This window comes from Clostridium sardiniense, assembly GCF_016907995.1.
Lineage (GTDB): Bacteria > Bacillota > Clostridia > Clostridiales > Clostridiaceae > Clostridium > Clostridium sardiniense.
In genome coordinates, this window is record NZ_JAFBDA010000001.1 from 195615 (window position 1) to 217704 (window position 22090).

At 27.1% G+C, this 22090-nt stretch carries 14 protein-coding genes and 3 riboswitches; of the genes, 11 read left to right on the forward strand and 3 right to left on the reverse strand.

Going from position 1 to position 22090, the window contains the following annotated elements; all coding sequences use genetic code 11:
* The first annotated feature begins 124 nt into the window (after positions 1-124).
* Positions 125-1627, forward strand: a complete 1503-nt coding sequence (locus JOC62_RS00770; RefSeq protein WP_204593250.1) for a catalase — start codon at positions 125-127, stop codon at positions 1625-1627.
* A gap of 566 nt (positions 1628-2193) precedes the next feature.
* Positions 2194-2277: riboswitch (cyclic di-GMP riboswitch) on the forward strand.
* A 133-nt stretch (positions 2278-2410) separates the two neighbouring features.
* Positions 2411-2494, forward strand: a riboswitch (cyclic di-GMP riboswitch).
* Positions 2495-2627: 133 nt separating this feature from the next.
* Positions 2628-2711: riboswitch (cyclic di-GMP riboswitch) on the forward strand.
* A 200-nt stretch (positions 2712-2911) separates the two neighbouring features.
* On the forward strand, positions 2912-10396 hold the full coding sequence (locus JOC62_RS00775) for a SpaA isopeptide-forming pilin-related protein (protein WP_204593251.1): 7485 nt from the start codon (positions 2912-2914) through the stop codon (positions 10394-10396).
* A 105-nt stretch (positions 10397-10501) separates the two neighbouring features.
* Here JOC62_RS00775 and JOC62_RS00780 read toward each other — a convergent pair whose 3' ends face one another.
* Positions 10502-10852 carry an SdpI family protein gene (locus JOC62_RS00780; RefSeq protein ID WP_204593252.1) on the reverse strand — a complete coding sequence of 117 codons (351 nt, stop codon included), beginning with the start codon at positions 10850-10852 and terminating at the stop codon, positions 10502-10504.
* A 741-nt stretch (positions 10853-11593) separates the two neighbouring features.
* Here JOC62_RS00780 and JOC62_RS00785 point away from each other — a divergent pair.
* The 6 genes from JOC62_RS00785 (at position 11594) to JOC62_RS00810 (ending at position 18382) form a co-directional block, all read left to right on the forward strand.
* Entirely contained in the window at positions 11594-14854 is a 3261-nt protein-coding gene (locus JOC62_RS00785) for an MMPL family transporter (RefSeq protein ID WP_204593253.1), read from the forward strand.
* 121 nt (positions 14855-14975) lie between these two features.
* Positions 14976-15350, forward strand: coding sequence for a hypothetical protein (locus tag JOC62_RS00790; RefSeq protein WP_204593254.1), 375 nt, complete (start codon positions 14976-14978; stop codon positions 15348-15350).
* Positions 15351-15540: 190 nt separating this feature from the next.
* Positions 15541-15996, forward strand: a complete 456-nt coding sequence (locus tag JOC62_RS00795) for a YdeI/OmpD-associated family protein (RefSeq protein ID WP_204593255.1) — start codon at positions 15541-15543, stop codon at positions 15994-15996.
* 302 nt (positions 15997-16298) lie between these two features.
* Positions 16299-16982, forward strand: coding sequence for a YjjG family noncanonical pyrimidine nucleotidase (locus JOC62_RS00800; protein ID WP_204593256.1), 684 nt, complete (start codon positions 16299-16301; stop codon positions 16980-16982).
* A 118-nt stretch (positions 16983-17100) separates the two neighbouring features.
* Positions 17101-17718, forward strand: coding sequence for an SGNH/GDSL hydrolase family protein (locus JOC62_RS00805; protein ID WP_204593257.1), 618 nt, complete (start codon positions 17101-17103; stop codon positions 17716-17718).
* Positions 17719-17878: 160 nt separating this feature from the next.
* Complete coding sequence (locus tag JOC62_RS00810) at positions 17879-18382, forward strand: YbhB/YbcL family Raf kinase inhibitor-like protein (RefSeq protein WP_204593258.1); 504 nt, start codon at positions 17879-17881, stop codon at positions 18380-18382.
* A gap of 149 nt (positions 18383-18531) precedes the next feature.
* Here JOC62_RS00810 and JOC62_RS00815 read toward each other — a convergent pair whose 3' ends face one another.
* On the reverse strand, positions 18532-18741 hold the full coding sequence (locus tag JOC62_RS00815) for a hypothetical protein (protein WP_207758135.1): 210 nt from the start codon (positions 18739-18741) through the stop codon (positions 18532-18534).
* Positions 18742-18992: 251 nt separating this feature from the next.
* Between JOC62_RS00815 and JOC62_RS00820 the strand changes: the two genes are divergently transcribed.
* The 3 genes from JOC62_RS00820 (at position 18993) to JOC62_RS00830 (ending at position 20641) form a co-directional block, all read left to right on the forward strand.
* Positions 18993-19340, forward strand: coding sequence for a hypothetical protein (locus tag JOC62_RS00820; protein ID WP_204593259.1), 348 nt, complete (start codon positions 18993-18995; stop codon positions 19338-19340).
* Positions 19341-19859: 519 nt separating this feature from the next.
* Complete coding sequence (locus JOC62_RS00825) at positions 19860-20051, forward strand: Blp family class II bacteriocin (protein ID WP_204593260.1); 192 nt, start codon at positions 19860-19862, stop codon at positions 20049-20051.
* A 74-nt stretch (positions 20052-20125) separates the two neighbouring features.
* Positions 20126-20641, forward strand: coding sequence for a hypothetical protein (locus JOC62_RS00830; RefSeq protein ID WP_204593261.1), 516 nt, complete (start codon positions 20126-20128; stop codon positions 20639-20641).
* Between the two features lie 233 nt (positions 20642-20874).
* Here the strand turns inward: JOC62_RS00830 and JOC62_RS00835 are convergent, their stop codons facing one another.
* A complete protein-coding gene (locus JOC62_RS00835) occupies positions 20875-21639 on the reverse strand; it encodes a DeoR/GlpR family DNA-binding transcription regulator (RefSeq protein WP_204593262.1) in 765 nt (254 codons plus the stop codon).
* Between the last annotated feature and the right edge of the window lie 451 nt (positions 21640-22090).

Consider the following 22090-nt stretch of genomic DNA (forward strand, 5'->3'; position numbering starts at 1 on the left):
TTATGTTGATTTTAGAAAATTGCAGGAGTATACTAATGACAAATAATAATTATTAATTAATATTTAAAGTTTATTAGCTAATGGATTGTGAGTATTGAATTTATACAGATGAGGAGAGCTATTTATGAAGGAAAAAAATATACTTTCTACTGCTGCTGGAACTCCAGTAGGAAATGATAATCAATCACTTTCAACAGACGAAGGATATGTTGGTATACAAGATAGTGAGTTAATTGAAAAACTTGCTCATTTCACAAGAGAAAGAATTCCAGAGAGGGTTGTTCATGCAAAGGCTGCTGGAGCACATGGATATTTTGAAGTTACAAATGATGTGTCAAAATATACAAAAGCTAAATTTTTATCAGAAGTAGGTAAGAGAACAGAGGTGCTTGCAAGAATATCAACAGTTGGCGGTGAGTCAGGTACAGCAGATACAGCAAGAGATCCAAGAGGGTTTGCTTTAAAATTTTATACAGAAGAAGGAAACTATGATATGGTTGGAAATAATACTCCTGTTTTCTTCATTAGAGATGCTATAAAGTTCCCAGATTTCGTACACACCCAAAAGAGAAATCCACAAACTCATTTAAAAGATGCAAATATGTACTGGGATTTCTTATCACTTAATCCAGAATCAATACATCAGGTAGTTTATATGTTTACAGATACTGGAACACCAAAAGATATAAGACATATAGATGGATATTCAAGCCATGCATACATGTGGTATAACGAAAAGAATGAGTATGTATGGGTTAAATATACATTTAAAACTGATTTAGGAAGAGAAAATCTTACTGTTGAAGAAGCAGAAAAACTAGCTAGTGAAAATCCTGATAGTTCTATAGAAGATCTTTTTAATAATATAGATAAAGGAAACTTCCCAAGCTGGACTGTATATGTTCAAATAATGACACCAGAACAAGCTGAAAAGTATAATTTTAATCCATTTGATGTTACAAAGGTTTGGTATCATAAAGATTTTCCATTAATTCCATTTGGTAAATTAGTTTTAAATAGAAATCCAGAAAACTATTTTGAAGAAGTTGAACAAGCTGCCTTTTCTCCAAGTAATTTTGTTCCAGGAATAGCAGCATCACCAGATAAGTTATTACAAGGTAGATTGTTTGCATATAAAGATGCTCAAAGATATAGACTTGGTGCTAATCATGATCAATTACCGATTAATGCTCCAAAACATCCTACCAATACAAAACAAAGAGATGGACAAATGACTTTAAATAATGGAGGATCAAGACCAAACTATTATCCAAATTCATTTGAAGACATATCTACAGATGAGAAGTTTAATCCACCAGCAGTAAATGTAAGTGGTATATTAGCAAAGCATAAACTAGATGTAGAAGATATAGATTTCCTTCAACCAGGAGAATTCTATAGAAGAGTTCTTAAATCACAAGAAAAAATTAACTTAGTTCATAATATTGTACTACATCTTGGTAATGCTGTTGAAAACATTAAATATAGACAAGCAGCTTTATTCTACAAAGTTGATGTTGAACTCGGAACTAAAGTGGCAGAACAATTAAAATTAGATGTTAATAGAGTGAAAGAGCTTGCAGAAATGTTTCAAGAAGATAGAGTGAAAGCAACTTTAAATTATTAATAAAAATCAGTTCAAGTTTTAGCTGATTTAAGACTGTAGATAGAAGGACTTTTTCTTTTAGGAAAAAGTCCTTCTAATATTTTATATAATTAATTTTAAAATAGAACAGTATAAGATTTGATTTATATTACCAAAATTTATTTTACTTGTAAGACAAAAAAATATTTACTTTGTTGATATTAAGTAGACAAGTTGGATATTTAGTCCTATAATTAACAGATAATTAAGTAATATAAATTATCAACTAATATTAAATAAATTTTAACAAAAATAAAATTTAACATATAAATGGTGGATGATTATGGAAGAAATTTGAATAAATTATTAATAACTGATTTTATGTATTGAGGTCAAATTTGTATAGTGTTAGAATTGGTTTTGATAAAATGAGTAAATTTCATGATGTCAATAAAATCTATAAACTGAAGAATTATACTCTGTATATTTATATTTTAGATATATAGAGGTTGTATTGTAACTGGCTAATTTATTTAAATTAATACTTAGAAATATAAATTAGTCTTTTTTTATGCATAAATGAACTAATTAATAACAAAATTGAATAACACATATTTAGGAACTGTGAGATACATTCTGTATTTGGGCACTTGGAATGTATGGAGTTGGTAGTGCAACCGACTAATTTATTTTTTAATTACTTTTATAGAAATTTTTATACCAATTATTTTTTAATATTGGGATAGAACTTTTTATACAAATTAAATATAAGTTAGTCTTTTTTTATACAAAAATTAACTAATTATATAATAAAAAATTGAATAACACATATTTAGGAACTGTGAGATACATTCTGTATTTGGGCACTTGGAATGTATGGAGTTGGTAGTGCAACCGACTAATTTATTTTTTAATTACTGTTATAAAACTTTTTATGCCAATTATTTTTTATATTGGGATAGAGCTTTTTATACAAATTAAATATAAGTTAGTCTTTTTTTATGCATAAATGAACTAATTATATAATAACAAAATTAAATAACAAATATTTAGGAACTGTGAAATACATTCTGTATTTGGGCACTTGGAATGTATGGAGTTGGTAGTGCAACCGACTAATTTATTTTTTAATTACTGCTATAGAACTTTCTATACAAATTAAATATAAATTAGTCTTTTTTTATGCAAATAGAATGAAATGAACAACAGGAATTTATTAAACTAAAAAAATTTAGAAAGGAGTGATAATTAAAGGATTATTTAAGAGTAAGTGAAGGAGAAATTATCTTATGGGAATTTTAAGAAAATTTAAAAAGGAGGGATTATATGAGTCATAAGAGAAAAGAGTTTTTTGCATTTCTTGCTATAGTAGTGGTAGTTAATATGATTACTAGTATGTTTTTACCTACTGCATCAGTTTTGGCAGCAACAACTTCAAAAGGTAACTCTAATATAGAAGTTAAGATAACTAGTGATAAAAAGACTGTAGAATCAGGAAGTCAGATTACATTTAATCTAGAATATAAAGTTGTTGGTGGACAGGGTTCTATAAAAGAGGGGGACGTTTTAGAATTTAAACTACCTGATGAATTTAGTAATATAAAGCCTAAATATCCACCAGAACATTTTAAAGATGTAGAGGTACATGGAACTACTGTAAGAGCTATATTTAGTAAAGGAGTAGAAACAGCTATTGCTGGATATATGTCAATAGTAGCAACTGCAAAAAATGTAAATAATAACACTCCTGCTAGGGTTGAAGTAAATGTAAATGGTACAACACAATACTTAGATGTGGCGGTAACACCAAAACCAGAAGATCCAAATATAAACCCAAATCCGAATCCAGCAGATAGGCAGTTATTAAAGAGTGTTGAAAATGCTATTGGTTGGGAAGGAAATAAAATGTTAGCTAATATAGCTAAACCAGTGGTTGGAAAAAGTACAAAGTATACTATATATATAAATGAAAAATATGCACCAATGCATAATGTATCTTTAGATGATACTATGCCAGAAGGCACAGAGCTTTTAAAGGATTCTATAAAAATTTATGAAATACCATATGGTGGATCAGCAAAAGATGTAACTAAGGATATGATAAATAAGATGAATATAACTTCTAATAGATTATATTTATACTTAGATTATACAGATAAACAATATATGATAGAGTATTCAGCAAAGTATAATACTGAGTATCCTCAATATATAAATACAGCAAAGCTTTCACAATATGGAAAAGATCCTATAAATAGTTCAACAATAGTTAAACCTATAGTTGATGATAGGATGATTACTAAAGAATATAAAAGTGAAAATGAAATTAAAGATAAGGATGGAAGATCCACATTTGTTGTAAGTAAGATAGGAGACATTGTAGATTATACAGTTGATGTAAATCCTAATAATGCTAGTATAAAAAATGCAATATTTGAAGATAACTTCCCAAAAGGAATGCAGCTTGTTGATGGCAGTGTACAGGTTGGAGAAAAAGATATAAGTGGAAACTTTAAATGGATAACAGATAGTATTAAAGGTAATATAAGTACAACCAATAACAAAATGACTATAAATCTTGGAGATACAAACAAGCACTATTATATATACTACAAACTTAAAGTAACTGATAGATATAAAGAATATAACAATAATGCAAAAATATCTTATGATGGAACATCACAGGAAGTAAATTCAGAAATTAATTATGAGATGAATGCAGGTGCAATAAATGCACAAAAATTAGTTGATAAAACAGAGATTAAAAAGGGTGACGATCAGATAGTTACTTATACAATAAACTTTGATTGTTATGGATATTTTAATCAAAATTATTTAAGTTTAGTTGACAATTTAGATAGTAGATTAAAGATTGTAGGAGTTGAGGTACCAAAGGAATTTACAGCAAAAGTAGCAGATGGAAACAAAGTTACTGTAGTAAATGATAAAGGTTCAATAGACTATGGACAAAAGCTTCAAGTAAAGATAAAAGCTGATTTTAGCAATGTACCAGATGGAACAACAATAAGCAATGTAGCTAAAATAGATAAAGCGACAACAAATGAAGTTACTACTAAAAAAGGATATGTTTTTGAAGCTAAAAAGATTGATAGTTATACAAAAGAAGCATTAAACGGAGCAAAATTTGAGCTTTTAGATAGCAACAAAAATTTAATTGATACTGTAACAAGTGATTCTGAAGGAAATATAAAGCATAATGTTGATGCTCCAGGAGATTATTATCTTAAAGAAGTAGAAGCTCCAAAGGGATATGTTTTAGATAACTTTGAAAAGAAATTTACTATAAAAGATAGTGATATAGGAACAGTTGTTAATATAGGAAACTTAGAAAATAACATAAAGACTGGATCAGTAAATCTTACTAAAGAAGATAGTGAGACAGCACAAAAGTTAGAAGGAGCAGAATTTAAGCTATATTCTAAGGATAATAAAGAAATAGGAACATATACAACAAATAAAGATGGCTTAATAGAAGTAAAAGATTTAAGACCAGGAGAGTATTACTTTGTTGAAACAAAAGCGCCACAAGGATATGACGTAGATAGCTCAAAGCATGAGTTTACAATAGCTTTAGGGGAAACAGAGAATCCTATAAACTTAGTAGTAAAGAATAATATTAAAAAAGGTAAGGCTGTATTAATTAAAGAGGATGGAGATACTGGAGAAAAACTTAAAGGTGCTGTATACGGACTTTATGATTCATCAGATAATCTTATAGAACAAGTAACAACTGATGAGAATGGTAAAGCTATAGTAAGTAGTATGCTAAGACCAGGAAACTATTACTTTAAAGAAATAACAGCGCCAAATGGATATAACATAAGTGATGAGAAAATACCTGTTGAGATAAGAACAGGAGGAATTGCAAATCCAGAAAGCGTAATTGCAAAAGATTCAATAATGCTAGGATCTGTAAAACTTATAAAGGTTGATAGTAAAACAGGAGGAAAACTTAAAGGTGCAGTATATGGAATATATGATGCAGATAATAACTTAGTAGATAAGGTTACAACAGGAGAAAACGGAGAAGTAACAACTACTAATTTAAGACCAGGAAAGTATTATTTTAAAGAGATAACAGCACCAGTTGGATATGAAGTTAATGAAGCTAAATATCCATTTGAAATAACACTCGGACAAACATCACAGGTTCAAGAAATAACAGCTAGTGATAACATAATATTAGGTTCAGTAAATCTTATTAAAGAAGATAGTGAAACATCTCAGAAGTTAAGTGGAGCAGAGTTTGATTTATATAAAGTTAATGATGGTTCTAGCAATGGATTAGTTAATCTAATAAAATCATTATTTAAATCAAATGATGAGAAGATAGGAACATATACTACAGATGAAAATGGTCAAATATCAGTAAAAGATTTAAGACCAGGAAACTATTATTTTGTAGAAATAAAAGCACCAGATGGATATGAATTAGATAATTCAAAACATGAATTTGAGATAGTTTTAGGTAAAGCAGAAAATACTATACAACTAGTAGCTAAAAATAATATTAAAAAAGGTGAAGCTATTTTAGTTAAAGAAGATAGTAAAACAGGAGAAAAGCTTAAAGGTGCTATATATGGGCTTTACGACTCATCAGATAAACTTATAGAACAGGTAAAAACTGATGAAAATGGTCAAGCTATAGTAGGTACTAAGTTAAGACCAGGAAAGTATTACTTTAAGGAAATAAAAGCACCAAATGGATATAATATAAGTGATGAGAAAATACCTGTTGAGATAAAGACAGGAGGGATTACAGATCCAGAAAGTGCAATTGCAAAAGATTCAGTTATTTTAGGCTCAGCAAAACTTATAAAAGTAGATAGCAAAACTGGAGGAAAACTTAAAGGTGCAGTATATGGAATATATGATGCAGGCAATAACTTAGTAGATAAAGTAACAACAGGAGATAATGGAGAAGTAACAACTACTGATTTAAGACCAGGGAAGTATTACTTTAGAGAAATTACAGCTCCATTTGGATATGAGTTAAGTCAAACTAAGTATCCATTTGAAATAACACTTGGAGAAACATCAAAGGTTCCAGAGATAACAGCTAATGATGATGTAATATTAGGTTCAGCAAAACTTATAAAGACTGATAGTAAAACAGGAGAAAAACTTCAAGGTGCAGTATATGGAGTATATAATTCAGGTAATGAGTTAGTGGAGAAAGTTACAACAGGAGATAATGGAGAGACAGCAGCCACTAATCTAAGACCAGGTAAATACTACTTTAAAGAAATACAAGCACCACTTGGATATGCTTTAAGCCAAACAGAATATCCATTTGAAATAATCTTAGGGGAGACATCAAAGGTTCCAGAGGTAGTTACTAAGAATGATATGCTGTTAGGTTCAGTAAATCTTATTAAAGAGGATAGTGAAACAGCTAAGAAATTAGAAGGAGCAGAATTTAAATTATACTCTCAAGACAATACAGAGATAGGAACATATACTACAGATAAAAATGGATCAATAGAAGTAAAAGACTTAAGAGCAGGAACTTATTACTTTGTAGAAACAAAAGCACCAGAAGGATATGCTTTAGATAGTTCAAAGTATGAGTTTAAAATAGTTTTAGGTAAAACTGATACTCCAATACAATTAATAGTAAAAAATAATATCAAAAAAGGTGAAGCTATCTTAGTTAAAGAAGATAGCAAAACAGGAGAAAAACTTCAAGGTGCTATATATGGAATATATGATTCATCAGATAATCTTATAGAAAAGGTAACAACTGATGAAAATGGTAAAGCTATAGTAAGTAGTAAGTTAAGACCAGGAAGTTATTATTTTAAAGAAATACAAGCTCCAAAGGGATATAACATAAGTGATGAGAAAATACCTGTTGAGATAAAAATAGGAGGAATTGCAGATCCAGAAATAACAGTTGCAAAAGATTCAGTTATTTTAGGCTCAGCAAAACTTATAAAGGTTGATAGCAAAACAGGTGGAAAACTTAAAGGGGCAGTATATGGAATATATGATGCAGACAATAATTTAGTAGATAAGATTACAACAGGAGATAATGGAGAAGTAACAGCTACTGATTTAAGACCAGGAAAATATTATTTTAGAGAAATTACAGCTCCATTTGGATATGAATTAAGCCAAGCTAAATATCCATTTGAGATAATTTTAGGTGAAACATCAAAGGTTCCAGAAGTAACAGCTAATGATGATATACTTTTAGGAACAGTAAATCTTATTAAAGAAGATAGCGAAACAGCTCAAAGACTAGAAGGAGCAGAGTTTGATCTATATAAAGTAAATGATAAATCAACTAGTAGTAATTCAATAATAAGGGCAATATCAGACTTCATTACTCCAGATAGTAGTAAGATAGGAACTTATACTACAGATGAAAATGGAGCAATATCAGTAAAAGACTTAAGACCAGGAAATTATTATTTTGTGGAGACAAAGTCACCAATAGGATATGAGTTAGACAGTTCAAAGCATGAATTTAAAGTAACCTTAGGTGAAACTAATACTCCAATACAATTAACAGTAAATAATAACATCAAAAAAGGTGAAGCTATATTAGTTAAAGAAGATAGTAAAACAGGAGAAAAACTTCAAGGTGCTATATATGGCATTTATGATTCATCAGATAAACTTATAGAAAAGGTAACAACTGATGAAAATGGTCAAGCTATAGTAAGTACTAAGTTAAGACCAGGCAACTATTACTTTAAGGAAATACAAGCACCTAATGGATATAACATAAGTGATGAAAAAATACCTGTTGAGATAAAAACAGGAGGAATTTCAGCGAGAGAAAGTGTAATTGCAAAAGATTCAGTTATTTTAGGATCAGCAAAACTTATAAAGGTTGATAGCAAAACAGGTGGAAAACTTAAGGGTGCAGTATATGGAATATATGATGCAGATAATAATTTAGTAGATAAGGTTACAACAGGAGATAATGGAGAAGTAACAGCTACCGATTTAAGACCAGGTAAATATTATTTTAAAGAGATAACAGCTCCATTTGGATATGAATTAAGTAAAACTAAGTATCCGTTTGAGATAAACTTAGGAGAAACATCAAAGGTTCCAGAAGTAACTGCTAGTAATGATGTAATATTAGGTTCAGCAAAGCTTATAAAAGTAGATAGTGAGACAGGTGAACAATTAGAAGGTGCAGTATATGGAATATATGATAAAGATAATAATTTAGTAGATAAAGTTACAACAAAAAATAATGGAGAAGTAACAGCTACTAATTTAAGGCCAGGCAAATATTACTTTAAGGAAATAAAAGCACCAATTGGATATGCATTAAGTCAAACTAAATATCTATTTGAAATAATTTTGGGAGAAACATCAAAGGTTCCAGAAGTAACAGTTAAAAATGACATACTTTTAGGATCAGTAAATCTTACTAAAGAGGATAGTGAAACGAGCAAGAGATTAGAAGGTGCAGAATTTAAACTATATTCAAAGGGTAATAAGAATCTTGGAACATATACTACAGATAAGAATGGTTCATTAGAAGTAAAGAATTTAAGACCAGGAACTTACTATTTTATTGAAACAAAAGCACCAAATGGATATGTGTTAGATAGTTCGAAACATGAATTTAAAATAGTATTAGGAAAAACAGAAGAGACAACTAAGTTAGTTATAAAAAATGATATAGAAAAAGGAGAAGCTATCTTAGTTAAAGAAGATTCAGATAATGGAGAAAGACTTAAAGGTGCTATATATGGACTATATGATTCATCAGATAATCTTATAGAGAAGGTTACAACAAATGAGAATGGTCAAGCTATAGTAAGTACTAAATTAAGACCAGGAAAGTATTACTTTAAGGAAATACAAGCGCCTAATGGATACAATATAAGTAATGAAAAAATATCAGTTGAAATAAATACTGGTGGAGCAGTAAATCCAGAGGTAGCAATTGGAAAAGATAATGTTATATTAGGATCAGCAAAACTTATAAAGATTGATAGCAAAACTGGTGGAAAACTTAAAGGTGCAGTATATGGAATATATGATGCAGATAATAACTTAGTAGAGAAGGTTACAACAGGAGATAATGGAGAAGTAACAGCCACTGATTTAAGACCAGGAAAGTATTATTTTAGAGAAATTACAGCTCCATTTGGATATGAATTAAGTCAAACTAAATATCCATTTGAGATAATTTTAGGTGAAACATCAAAGGTTCCAGAGATAACTGCTAATGATGATATACTTTTAGGATCAGTAAATCTTATCAAAGAAGATAGTGAAAATAATCAGAGCTTAGAAGGTGCAGTGTTTGATTTATATAAAGTAAATGATAAATCAACTAATAGTAATTCGATAATAAGGGGAATATCAGATTTAATTACTCCAGATAGTAGCAAGATAGGAACATATACTACAGATGAAAATGGATCAATATCAGTAAAAGACTTAAGGCCAGGAGATTATTATTTTGTAGAAACAAAGGCACCAGTAGGATATGAGTTAGACAATTCAAAGCATGAATTTAAAATAACTTTAGGTAAAACTGAAAGTCCTATGGAATTAGTAGTTAAGAATACTAAGATAAAAGAAGATAAGCCTAAGGAAGAAGACCCTAAAGAAAATGATGATCCAAAGGATAACAATAATAAACCAAATACAAATGATAAGATAGATAAACCAAAGGATAAAGAAACTATTGATAATAGTAAAAAAGATATTATTCCGAAGACTGGCTATGAGATGAAATATTTATATGCATTTATTATAATAGCAGTAGGTATAATGTTATTGATTTTAGCAAAAAAAAGAAATAAGAAATAAATTAAAAGAACACAACTAAGTTTTAGTTGTGTTCTTTTTTGTTAGTCTATACCTTTATTTAATGTTTAAATCTTTATAAAAATTAGAAGGATGAATGATACCCTTCTAATTTTTATTTATATTACAACTTTTTCTACTTCCGTCTTTATTAAAAACCTTTTTCAAGTGTACTTCATCAAGAAGAATCATAATAATGACCCCTATTAAAATTATTATATTTTCATAAACAATACTAATATCTTCAAATAAGTGACTTAAAAGAAATCCTAAAGATAGATAAATAAAACCCAATATAATAAGAGCATTTGCTGAATATTTTTGTGACTCATTCCATGTATCTTGATTTTTCATTGATGATGGAGTTCTATAACCATATATACCATTTATTTTTTGTGGTGGAAAAGCCTTAAATATAAAACCAATGATTATACATACTATTCCTATAGTACCTATCATATTTACCTCCTAAATTCATTAATAATGAAATGATTTTAACTATATAATACAGGTTCACCTATATTATCTATAATTTCCATATATGTTATTATTGTAATACTAATAATTATAGAAAGGAAGTAGTTATTATGGTATCTAAGAAGTTTCATATTGTGTTAATATTATTTATGATAATTTTTGCGTTGGTTAAGGATTGTGCATCTCTAAAATATTTTTTCTTAAGTATTATAATGCTTCCATTTATAATAATAGATTTAGGATTAATTTGTTACGGGGATAAAAGTAAGTTGAATATACATAACAATATATAATTATTATGTAATATAGAGAAATAATTTTTTTTATTAACTAAATCTTTAAAATTATCATGAACATTAATATATAAATATGAACGATATAAAGAAATCTTATTGAAGTAATGATATAAAATATAGAAAATTTAATAACAGGTAGATAAATATCAGATAATATATATTTGATAAATTGTAAAAAGTATTAAGAAAATATTCTAAAAATAATAAAGATATAAACTATTGTTAAGAAGAACTAGTAAAAATAGTTCTTCTATTTTTGACTTTTTTTTGGCAGTTGATATACTGATTATGTATTTGAATGTAATTTCAAATAAGTAATAATTTAAATACATAATAAGCTCTGGATTATTAAAAGTATATAATTCGTTTTAATTAAAAGCATGATAAAGAGAGATTAAATAAAAATTTAAAAAGGAGAGAGTGATTTATGGAGCAAAAGGGCGAACATAATGGAAAGAAAAAGATATTAAAATGCATTCCATTGGTTATTTGGATAGTAGCAATAATATTTTTAACATTAACTTCTCCATCACTTACGAAACTAGTTAGTGAAAAGGGAGGAGTACAGCTACCAAATGGTTATTCTTCAAAAGTAGCAGAACAATTAGCTAAAGATCACGGGCTAAATTCTAATGATTCTTGTATAGCAGTTTTCCATTCAGATAGTGAACTTACAAGCGCAAATAAAGAAAATATAAAACAGACTGTAAATAATTTAAAAAATGATGAAAATAATCTCCATATATCAAATGTATTAGATAGCTTTAATAATCCACAGTTAAAATCTCAAATGGTATCAAAGGATAATAAAACAATAATTGTATTATTTACATTAAATTCAACTCCAGAAAATATTAAAGATATAAGAGCGGCACTTGAATCTAAGATAAAGACACAAGGCGTTCAGACTTATCTTACAGGAAGTAAATTAATACAAGCTGATGTAAATATAGCAGCACAGAAAGGTCTTCAAAAGACAGAGGGTATAACAATAGTATTTATACTAGTTGTACTTATAATAGTATTTAGATCAATAATTGCACCATTTATTCCATTAATGACAATTGGAATAAGTTATCTTGTGGCTCAAGATGTTGTAGCTATATTAGCTCATAGGTTTAATTTTCCACTTTCAAATTATACGCAGATATTTATGATTTGTATAATGTTTGGTATAGGTACAGACTACTCAATTCTATTATTAAGTAGATTTAAAGCAGAATTATCAAATGGAAAAGATAGATTTGAAGCTATAAAAACAACCTATAAAACAGCAGGTAAGACAGTATTATTTAGTGCAACACCAGTATTTGTAGTATTTGCTTCACTTAATTTTATTTCTTTTAATCTTTATAGAAGTGCAGTAGCTGTTGCAATTGGGATAGTATTTTTAGTACTAGCTTTATTTACAATAGTTCCAGCATTTATGGCTTTACTTGGTAGGAATGTGTTCTGGCCTTCTAAAAAGAATACTGGAGAAAAAGAAAATAAATTATGGGGAAAGCTTGGCTTATTTGCTTTTAAAAAGCCAGTACAAACACTTATTATGGTTGCGGTTGTAACTATTCCATTTATTATATTAAACAACTGGGACGAATCCTTTAATAATGTAAATGAAATAGGAAATCAGTATTCTTCAAAACAAGGTTTTAATATTTTAACTGATAGTTTTGGTGAAGGAAAGGCTTCTACAACATCAATTTATATTGAAAATGATGTTAATATGAAAACGCCAGAGTATATTGCATTAATAGAAAAGATATCAGAGGATATTAGAAATTCTAATAGCAATATAACTTCAGTTTTAAGTGTTACAAGGCCAGAAGGCACAAGATTAGATCAGATTTACGTAAATGATCAAGCAAGTCAAGTTAATAAAGGTGTAGACAAAGCTACAAATGGAATAAATACGGTTAAGGATGGATTAAGTAGTGCAAGTGATAAATTAAATGATTCAAAACCTCAGCTTTCTACTGCACAAAAGGACGTTACAAAACTTCAAAATGGTACATCTAAGACAAAAGATGGGGTAGAGCAACTACAACAGGCATTAAATGAATTAACTAATAGTATAAACTTAGAAACAACTGGTACAAATAAATTAAAATCAGGAATTGCAGATGCAAAGAGTAAATTAGAAGAATTAAAAACAGGACAAAATGAAATACAAAATGGCTATGTAGAAGTAGCGAAAAACCTAAATGAAGTATCAAGTAAATTAAATGGATTTACTCAAAAAATTAATTCAGGTGCAAATGCAATAGATACTTCAGAGCTTCAAAAAATATTTAATTCTCTTAACTCTAACTTAACAGAATATATAAATAAACATCCTGAAGTTATGGGAGATAATAACTTTAAAGCTGTAGTTAATTATATAGAGCAATTAGCTAAAGAAACAGGTGGTTTACAAAAGCAAATAGAAAATCAAGTAGCTAGTAAAATAAAGGGTGCCATTGGTCAATTAAATGATTTAAACAATGGAATTAAGCTTTTAGCTACTTCAATGAACGAGTTAAATTCAAAATCTGCTGAAGTAAGTAAAGGACTAGGTGAATTTAACACTGGTATTAGTCAATTAGAGACAGGGTTAGATGCCTTAGATAATGGACTAGATAAAACAGATAGCGGAAGCAAAAAAATATTAGGTAAAGTACCTGAAATATCAAGTGCATTAACTGAAATTAAATCAGGACAAACTCAAATAAAGAATGGATTTAAAGAGTTTTCAAATCAAGTTGATGAATTATCTTCTGGATTATCATCAGGTGCAAATGGGTTAGAAGAAATTCAAAATGGACTTAAATATGCTAATGGTTTCATTAATGATTGGGCAAATCTTTCATACAATGATTCAGGAATATCTGTTCCAGTACAAATATTTAATAATAGTGAATTCCAAAAAGCATTAAATCAATATATTAGCCCAGACGGAAAGCTAACAGAAATAAATGTATCATTTAATGAGAATCCATATTCTAATGAAGCTATATCAGAGATACCAAAGCTTAAAGACACTGTAGAAAATAGTGTTAAGGGAACTAAGCTTGAAAATGCTAATGTTGGTATTGGTGGTATAGTTAGTACAAGCTATGAAACTAAATTAATGGCAAATACAGATTACAAGAAAGCAGTAGCATTTGTTATTATTGGTGTATCAATTGTATTAGTTTGTATATTAAGATCATTAGTTATGCCAATTTACTTAATGGCATCTCTAATACTAACTTACTTTACTTCACTAAGTATAGTAGAGATTATTGTAGAGAAGATAATGGGGTATCCAGGAATATCATGGATAACATCCTTCTTTGGATTTGTAGTTTTAATGGCACTTGGAATAGACTATTCTATATTTATAATGACAAGATTTAACCAATATGAAGGCATGCCAATTAAAGAGCGTATGATTAAGACAATGAAGGTAATGGGAGGAGTTATAATTTCTGCTGTAATTATATTAAGTGGAACATTTGCAGCATTACTTCCATCAGGAGTTCTATCTCTTGTTGAAATATCATTAGTTGTACTTACAGGAATACTTCTTTATGCAATAGTCATTCTACCATTATTCATACCAGCTATGGTTAGAATATTTAGAGAAGCAAGTTGGTGGCCATTTATGGGCAAAAAGATAGAAGCTAAAACAGAGAGTAAAGCAGAAAATGTAGATGATAGTAAAGAATAATAATATGTTATAAAAAGGAGTAGAAATACTCCTTTTATTTATATACATTTTATGGTAATTCAATCATAATTATCATAAGATATTATATAAGATATCTTAATAAAAAAGGGGGTAATTTATTGTGGATAAAATTCAAGTTAAATCCTTAATTAAATGTGTAATTTGGGGAATAGTATGGGCTGCTATATTATTTGTTGCTGCAATTGTAATCTCTAAATATACAGAGCATGTATTTAAAGATGTTCTGTTTATTGAAGGTATTATCTTTGTGATTATTGGTATTTTTTCATGTGTTGGAGGAGATCCTATGGGGGTATCACTTCAAGGACTTGGGCAAAATAATGCTCAATATATAGGAAGTGCTAATCTTGAAATATCTAAGATGGAGAAAGATAGAGGAAGAAATAGATTTAAGACAACAATAAGTGCAAGTATAAGTATGATGTCACTAATTATTGGTGGAATAATATGTATTATAATTAATTTTATAATCTAAAGAAATTTTAAAGGGTGAAGAGTAAAGATAGATAATATATTACAAAAGGGAGTAGAGATACTCCTTTTTTCTTTTGATTAGTTTAAAGAAAACCACTGTTATACGGATGGTATAGTAAAAGTAAAATTTATAATATATAATCAAAATAATATTATGAAAATATAATTTTTTATGAGAGGATGACAACCTAATGGAGAAGTTTAAAGCAGAAATTAAAAAATTAGAAGATAAAAATGGAACTTATATTGAAATTCCATTTGATGTTGAAAAAACTTATGGAAGTAAAAGAGTTAAGGTAAAAGCAACTTTCGACGGAGTTAACTATAGAGGTTCAATAGTTAAGATGGGGGCATCTTGTTATATTATAGGAATTACTCAAGCTATAAGAAAAACTATTGGAAAGGAGCCTGGAGATATTATTGATGTAACTATTGAAAAAGATGAGGATGAAAGGATAGTTGTACCTCCAAAGGAATTAGTTAATGGTATGGAAAGTGATAATGAAATAAAGGGTTTTTGGAATGGTTTATCATTTTCAATGCAAAGAAAATATGTTAATTGGATAGAGTCAGCCAAAAAAGAGGAAACAAGGATTAAGCGTATAAATACAGCTTTAGAAAAACTTAAAAATAAAGAAAAGATATAAGCAAAATTGAAATATATAACTAAAATAAAAAACTATTAGTTTAATAAAAACTAATAGTTTTAAGATAACACTAAGTGCAAGCATAAGTATGCTCTAACTAATTATTGCTGAGGTACTATGTATTATAATTAATTTTATAATCTAACATATTTGTAGACTTTATATTATAAAAGAATTAATTAAGTAGAATTCTCTAATTGCAATAAATAATTTATAGAATAATATTATATAAATAAGTTTGAAATATTTGTAATGAGTAATTATAATTATTTATAGTATTTAAGAGAGTGAGGATTTAAAAAATGGGATACGAAGTACTATTATTTGATGCAGATGAGACATTATTTGATTTTAGAAAGGGAGAGAATTTTGCATTTTTAAAATGTGTAGATGATTTTAATTTATCGGAAGATAAAGAAGCTTGCATTAAATTATATAAAGAGATAAATACTCTTATATGGAAAGAGTTTGAGAAGGGATTAATTACATCAAAAGATTTAAAGATTGAAAGATTTAGAAGATTACTTAAAGCATTAAATATTGAAAGAGATGCTGAAGAAATTAGTAATACTTATATGAGATATCTAGGTATGTCTACATTTTTATTTGATGGAGTAGAGGAACTTATTAAGAGATTAAGTAAAAATTATAGACTAGTTATTGTAACCAATGGGCTAAAAGAAGTACAAACTAACAGGATAAGTAAATCTACTATAGGAAAATACTTTGAGGCAGTTATTATTTCAGATGGAATTGGAATAGCAAAGCCAGATGCTAGAATATTTGAATATGCATTAGATAGTATAAAGTATAGAGATAAGAGTAAAGTATTGATGATAGGAGATAGTTTATCATCAGATATTAAAGGCGGAATAAATGCAGGAATTGATACTTGTCTTTATAATCCAGATAAAAAGGTTAATGATACTAATATAAAACCTACATATGAGATACATAAATTAGAGGATTTAAAGAACATTCTATAAAAGTTTTGGGCATCAATCTTTACAGATTGGTGCTTCTTTATTAACAGATAAACTCAAAAAAATTCAAATTTATTATGTATAATGATTTATAAAATAAGAATTAAATGGAGAAGTAAAAATGAATAAAGAAACAGTATTTGTTATTGGAGATAGTATATCTTTAAATTATGGATCCTATTTAGAGGACATGATTAAAAATAAATATAACTATGGAAGAAAAAGCAATTTAGAAGATGCAATAGAGGATTTAGATAAACCTATTGGGGCAAATGCTGGTGATAGTTCAATGGTATTAGAGTATTTGAAAGAAGAACATGATAAAGGTGTTAGATACGAAATATTGTTACTAAATTGTGGGTTGCATGATGTAAGAGTAGATAGGGATACTAAAAAAATTCAGATAGATGAAGAGACTTATGAAAAGAACTTAAACGAGGTTATTGGATTAGCTAATAAGATGGCTAAAAAGGTATTTTGGATTACAACAACTCCTGTTGATGATGAAATTCACAACAAGAGAAAGTTTGGATTTTTGCGTTATAACAAGGATGTTTTAAAATACAATAAAATAGCATATAAAATCATGATGGATAATGGTGTATCATCTATTGATCTTTATAAATTTACAAGTACTTTAGGAAAAGATATCTATAGAGATCATGTACATTTTAAAGAAGATATAGTGAAAATGCAGAGTTCATTTATAGCTGGATATTTATTTGGAGTGTATATTTAGCTTAAAATGGAGGAAAAAAATAATGAAGATGATGTCTAATTTTATATGGCATGCTATAAAATTAGCAAATGACATATAAAAGAAAAAGGGTAGCTTATATAGACATTTATTTGTCTTGTAATTTAATTAATATTTAAACTTGAGATAAAGGAGAGATAGTATGAAAGTAACCAGTGCAGGCATCAATAATGGTGTCATTGAAGAAAAGTATGGTAAAAAGGGGAGTGAATTTAATAGTTTTGGGATGCCAACATATTCTTTACCTATAAAGATAGAAGATGCACCAGCAAATACAGTGTCTTTTGCTTTAATATTAGAAGATAAGGATGCTTACCCTGTAACTAAAGGATTCACATGGATTCATTGGGTTGCAGCCAATATAACTAAAGACCATATTAGAGAAAATGAAAGTCAAAATGCTAAAGATTTTATTCAAGGGGTTAATAGTTGGCATAGTGAACTTGGAGGAAACTTAAGTAGAGGAGAATCAAGTTACTATGGTGGAATGGCACCTCCAGATGCACCTCACACATATGAAATTCATGTTTTTGCATTAGATAAATTACTTGATTTAAAAGATGGATTCTATTTAAATGAATTATACAAAGAGATGGAAGGTCATATTATAGATCAAGATACATTAAAAGGTGTTTATAAAAATTAGTTAGAATAAAAATATATTATATATAAATAAAGAACTTAGATACTTTAAAATATCTAAGTTCTTTATTTATTTTAGCTTTAATAATTTATTGAATCTATTAAAATTTAAGAATTAGTGAGAGTTTTTTATAAATTAATTATATAATGACTTTATACATATTTAATTAAATAATATATAACATATAGCCAGCTCATTAATCCATGTAGTATTGCCCATGGTATTGAATGCCATGCAGTATAAGATATTATCATTGCTAGGCAAGAACCAAAAGAAAGTCCAGACTTAACAGTTTTTTTTACTATAACGTTCCTATTATCATTAGTAGTTTGTTTAACTTCATTATTTTCTATATAGAACACCCCTTTTAAATTGATATATGTAAAAAAATGGTTTACCATTAATATTAAGTATAAGCCATAGTGAAATAATTTTCAAAGAGTTATAGGAGAAAAATTTATAATAATATATTTTAGATATATTTATTATTTAAAATTAATCTTATGGGTATAGTAAATAAGATTTGTAAAGAATTAAATATAATAAGTTGTATTTATATAGCATAAATAATTTTATAGGGGATAATTTTATTTAAGGGGGATAGGATTATAGTATGGGGGATAAAAGAAGATGGAAAATTATAAGTAAGAGAAAAATAAAAATGATAATAAGTGGTATTTTAGTTATAGCTGTAATTTTTATTTTAAGTCATTTGACACCTTCAGCTTCAATTAGAAGTGATTTATTTTTTAAAGGATATTTTATAAAATCAATTATAGCAGATATAGAATTTAATGAATTTCAGCATAATTTAGATAAAGTAACATTAGAAGATGATAATTCTAAAATATATAGTGTTAAAAATAAAGGGTTTACAGATAGAAATGGATTTGGCATATATAATTTTAAAGTTAAAAAGGTAGGTTTCTTATATTTTGCAAATGCTTATGGTGAAGCTTAAAGGATAGAAAAAGGGAGTATTTTTAGCTAATTTCTAAGAAAGAAATATTAAAATTTAATTGATAAGTATAGCATTTTGAATGCTATACTTATTATTTTTTTCTTTTTTAAAAGGAATATATAATTAGAAAAATCAAATAAAGAAAATAATAAGGATCAGGTAATAAAAGAAAAAAATAATAAATTAAAAAATCAAATAATTTAAATAGACTTAGAAATTAAAAATAATAATGAGAAGTTAGTAAAATTAAAAAGTTAAAGTATTGCACAAATAAAAGTAAATACTGTAATTAAATAAAATAAATTTTAAAATAAATATACTTTTACTATGAAAATCATTTAATTATGAAATAAATGGTGAGTTTTTTTTTATTAGAGTGTTAAATTCAATTTATTTTAATAAATTTTTTTGAGATATTTATAAATTAATTTATTTGATATATTTATAAATTTTATTGTAATATCTTATTAAAGTTAAACGTTTAATTTTAATAATATTTATTAAAGGAGATAATTATAAATGGAAAAATTAGAATTAAATGAATTAGAAGAAATTAATGGTGGAACATCTGCTCGTAGAGCATGGTATTGGTCACAAACTGGTGCTGAAGCAGGTGCTTATGTTGGGGCTATTATAGATCCTCTTGGTGGAGAAGTTGTAGGTGGTACAGTTGGTGCTCTTGTAGGTGGAATACTTGGTGGATTATCATAAACATTAAAATTCAAACTAAAAATAGTATTATTTCTAAATTTAGAAATAATACTATTTAAAAAAAGGAGTAAAATTTGGATACAGTAGAAATACCTTATGAACATAATCGTATTAAATTTTTAATTTATTCTATAGGACCTATAGCTATTATGTCATTTCTATATTTAATTTATTATTTTATTAGTAATAATAAATTGTCATTTAATCCTTATTATTTTATGGCAATATTGTGTGTTTTTTTGATATTGATATATTATACTTTTAAGAGTGTAGTAATATTAAGAAAAAATAAACCTTGTATTATATTTGATAAAGAAAAAATAACTTCTTGTTCAATATTGGGAGAATATTCTTTAAATATTGATATTTTCGAAGGATATAAGTTTGTTGAATATAAAGGAATTCCTTTTATAAATATTTATCCTAAAGACTATAATATATTCAGAAAACAATTAGGATTACATATATTACGTAGACTAATTTTTCGACAAATTAAAAATAGTGGTTTTGAAGGTCCTATGATTAGCGTATTTACATTATCAACAAATTATCAGTCTGCTATAGATTATTTAGATAAGACTTTTAAGTAAAGATAATTATATATGTAGTATATTATTTGTGGAAAAATATTGTTAAATGCATGAATAAAAATGGTAAAAAAAAGAGCTTTAAAAGCTCTTTTTTATTTAGATAAAATATGTTATAATTTTCTTAATTTTTACAAAATTTATCTATTCCAAACTATGTAATTGATAGTGGTAGAGGAATGTATTTAATATGGCTTATAAATACAGTTTCATATACAATCTATTTAAATATACTTTTAGTATAATTCTATATTATCTTCATTTAATATATTAACAATTTCATCATTTGGAATAGTATCAGTTACTATTCCTTGAATATCATCTACTGTTGCAAATTTATAATTACCATCAATATAGAATTTTTTGTTTTCCATAACTAAGAAAGTTTTCTTGCTAGATTCAATTATTGCAGTTTTAGTTATTCCATCCTCAATATCAAAAGTTGTAACACTTTTATCAAAAACATCAATTCCAGAGCTGCCTATAAAGGATTTATCAAATTTATATCTTCTAATAAGATCAATTGTAACAGGACCAACAAATCCATTTAAATTCTTACTTAATATTCCTGAAGTAGCTATTACTATTATATTATTATCTTCACTAGATAAAATATTTATTATATCTAGCATGTTTGTAACAACTGTAACTCTCTTTTTACTTGAAGCTAATAGTTTTGCAATTAAAATATTAGTAGTTGATAAATCTAGAAAGATTGTATCTCTATCCTCAATAATATCTACGGCTTTTTTTGCTATTATATTTTTCTTAGAAAGATCTATTTTTTTACGATCAGAGAATTCATAAATTTGTTTAGATTTACGAAGCTGAATAGCACCACCATAAGTTCTTTGAAGTTTATCCATTTGTTCTAATTGCTTTAAGTCTTTTCTAATACAGTCTTCTGTAACACTGAATTTTTTACTTAAGTCCTTAACTTTAACTTTCCCTTCATTATCCAAGATATTTAATATTTCATCTAATCTTTCTTTGTTAAACAATATAAAAACTCCAATCTATATAAATTTAATAATATTTTATAGAATAAATAATCTAAAATCAAATAATTATACATTAATTTAATAAAAATAATAAATGATTTTTATATTGATTATATGGGTATATTATGAAAGTCATAAAGAAAAGTACTAAGTGATTTTCTTTATGACTTAGTACTTTTGCCGGCCCATAAAATATTACGCTAGGCATTATCCTATGACGCTATAATGATGCCTTTAAAAATATTATAAGAGAAAAATTCGGCGAAATCAATAGTAAATAATAAATAATAATAAAAAACAATAATAAATAATAAACAAAGAGAGAGATATTTTAAAACATAATTATTTTATTAATGTTAATAATTTAAAGAATATAAATATTATTTAAACTGCATATTAATTTTGTAAATATTAAGCAACCCACACTGTAAACAAATGATTAAAATAGAAG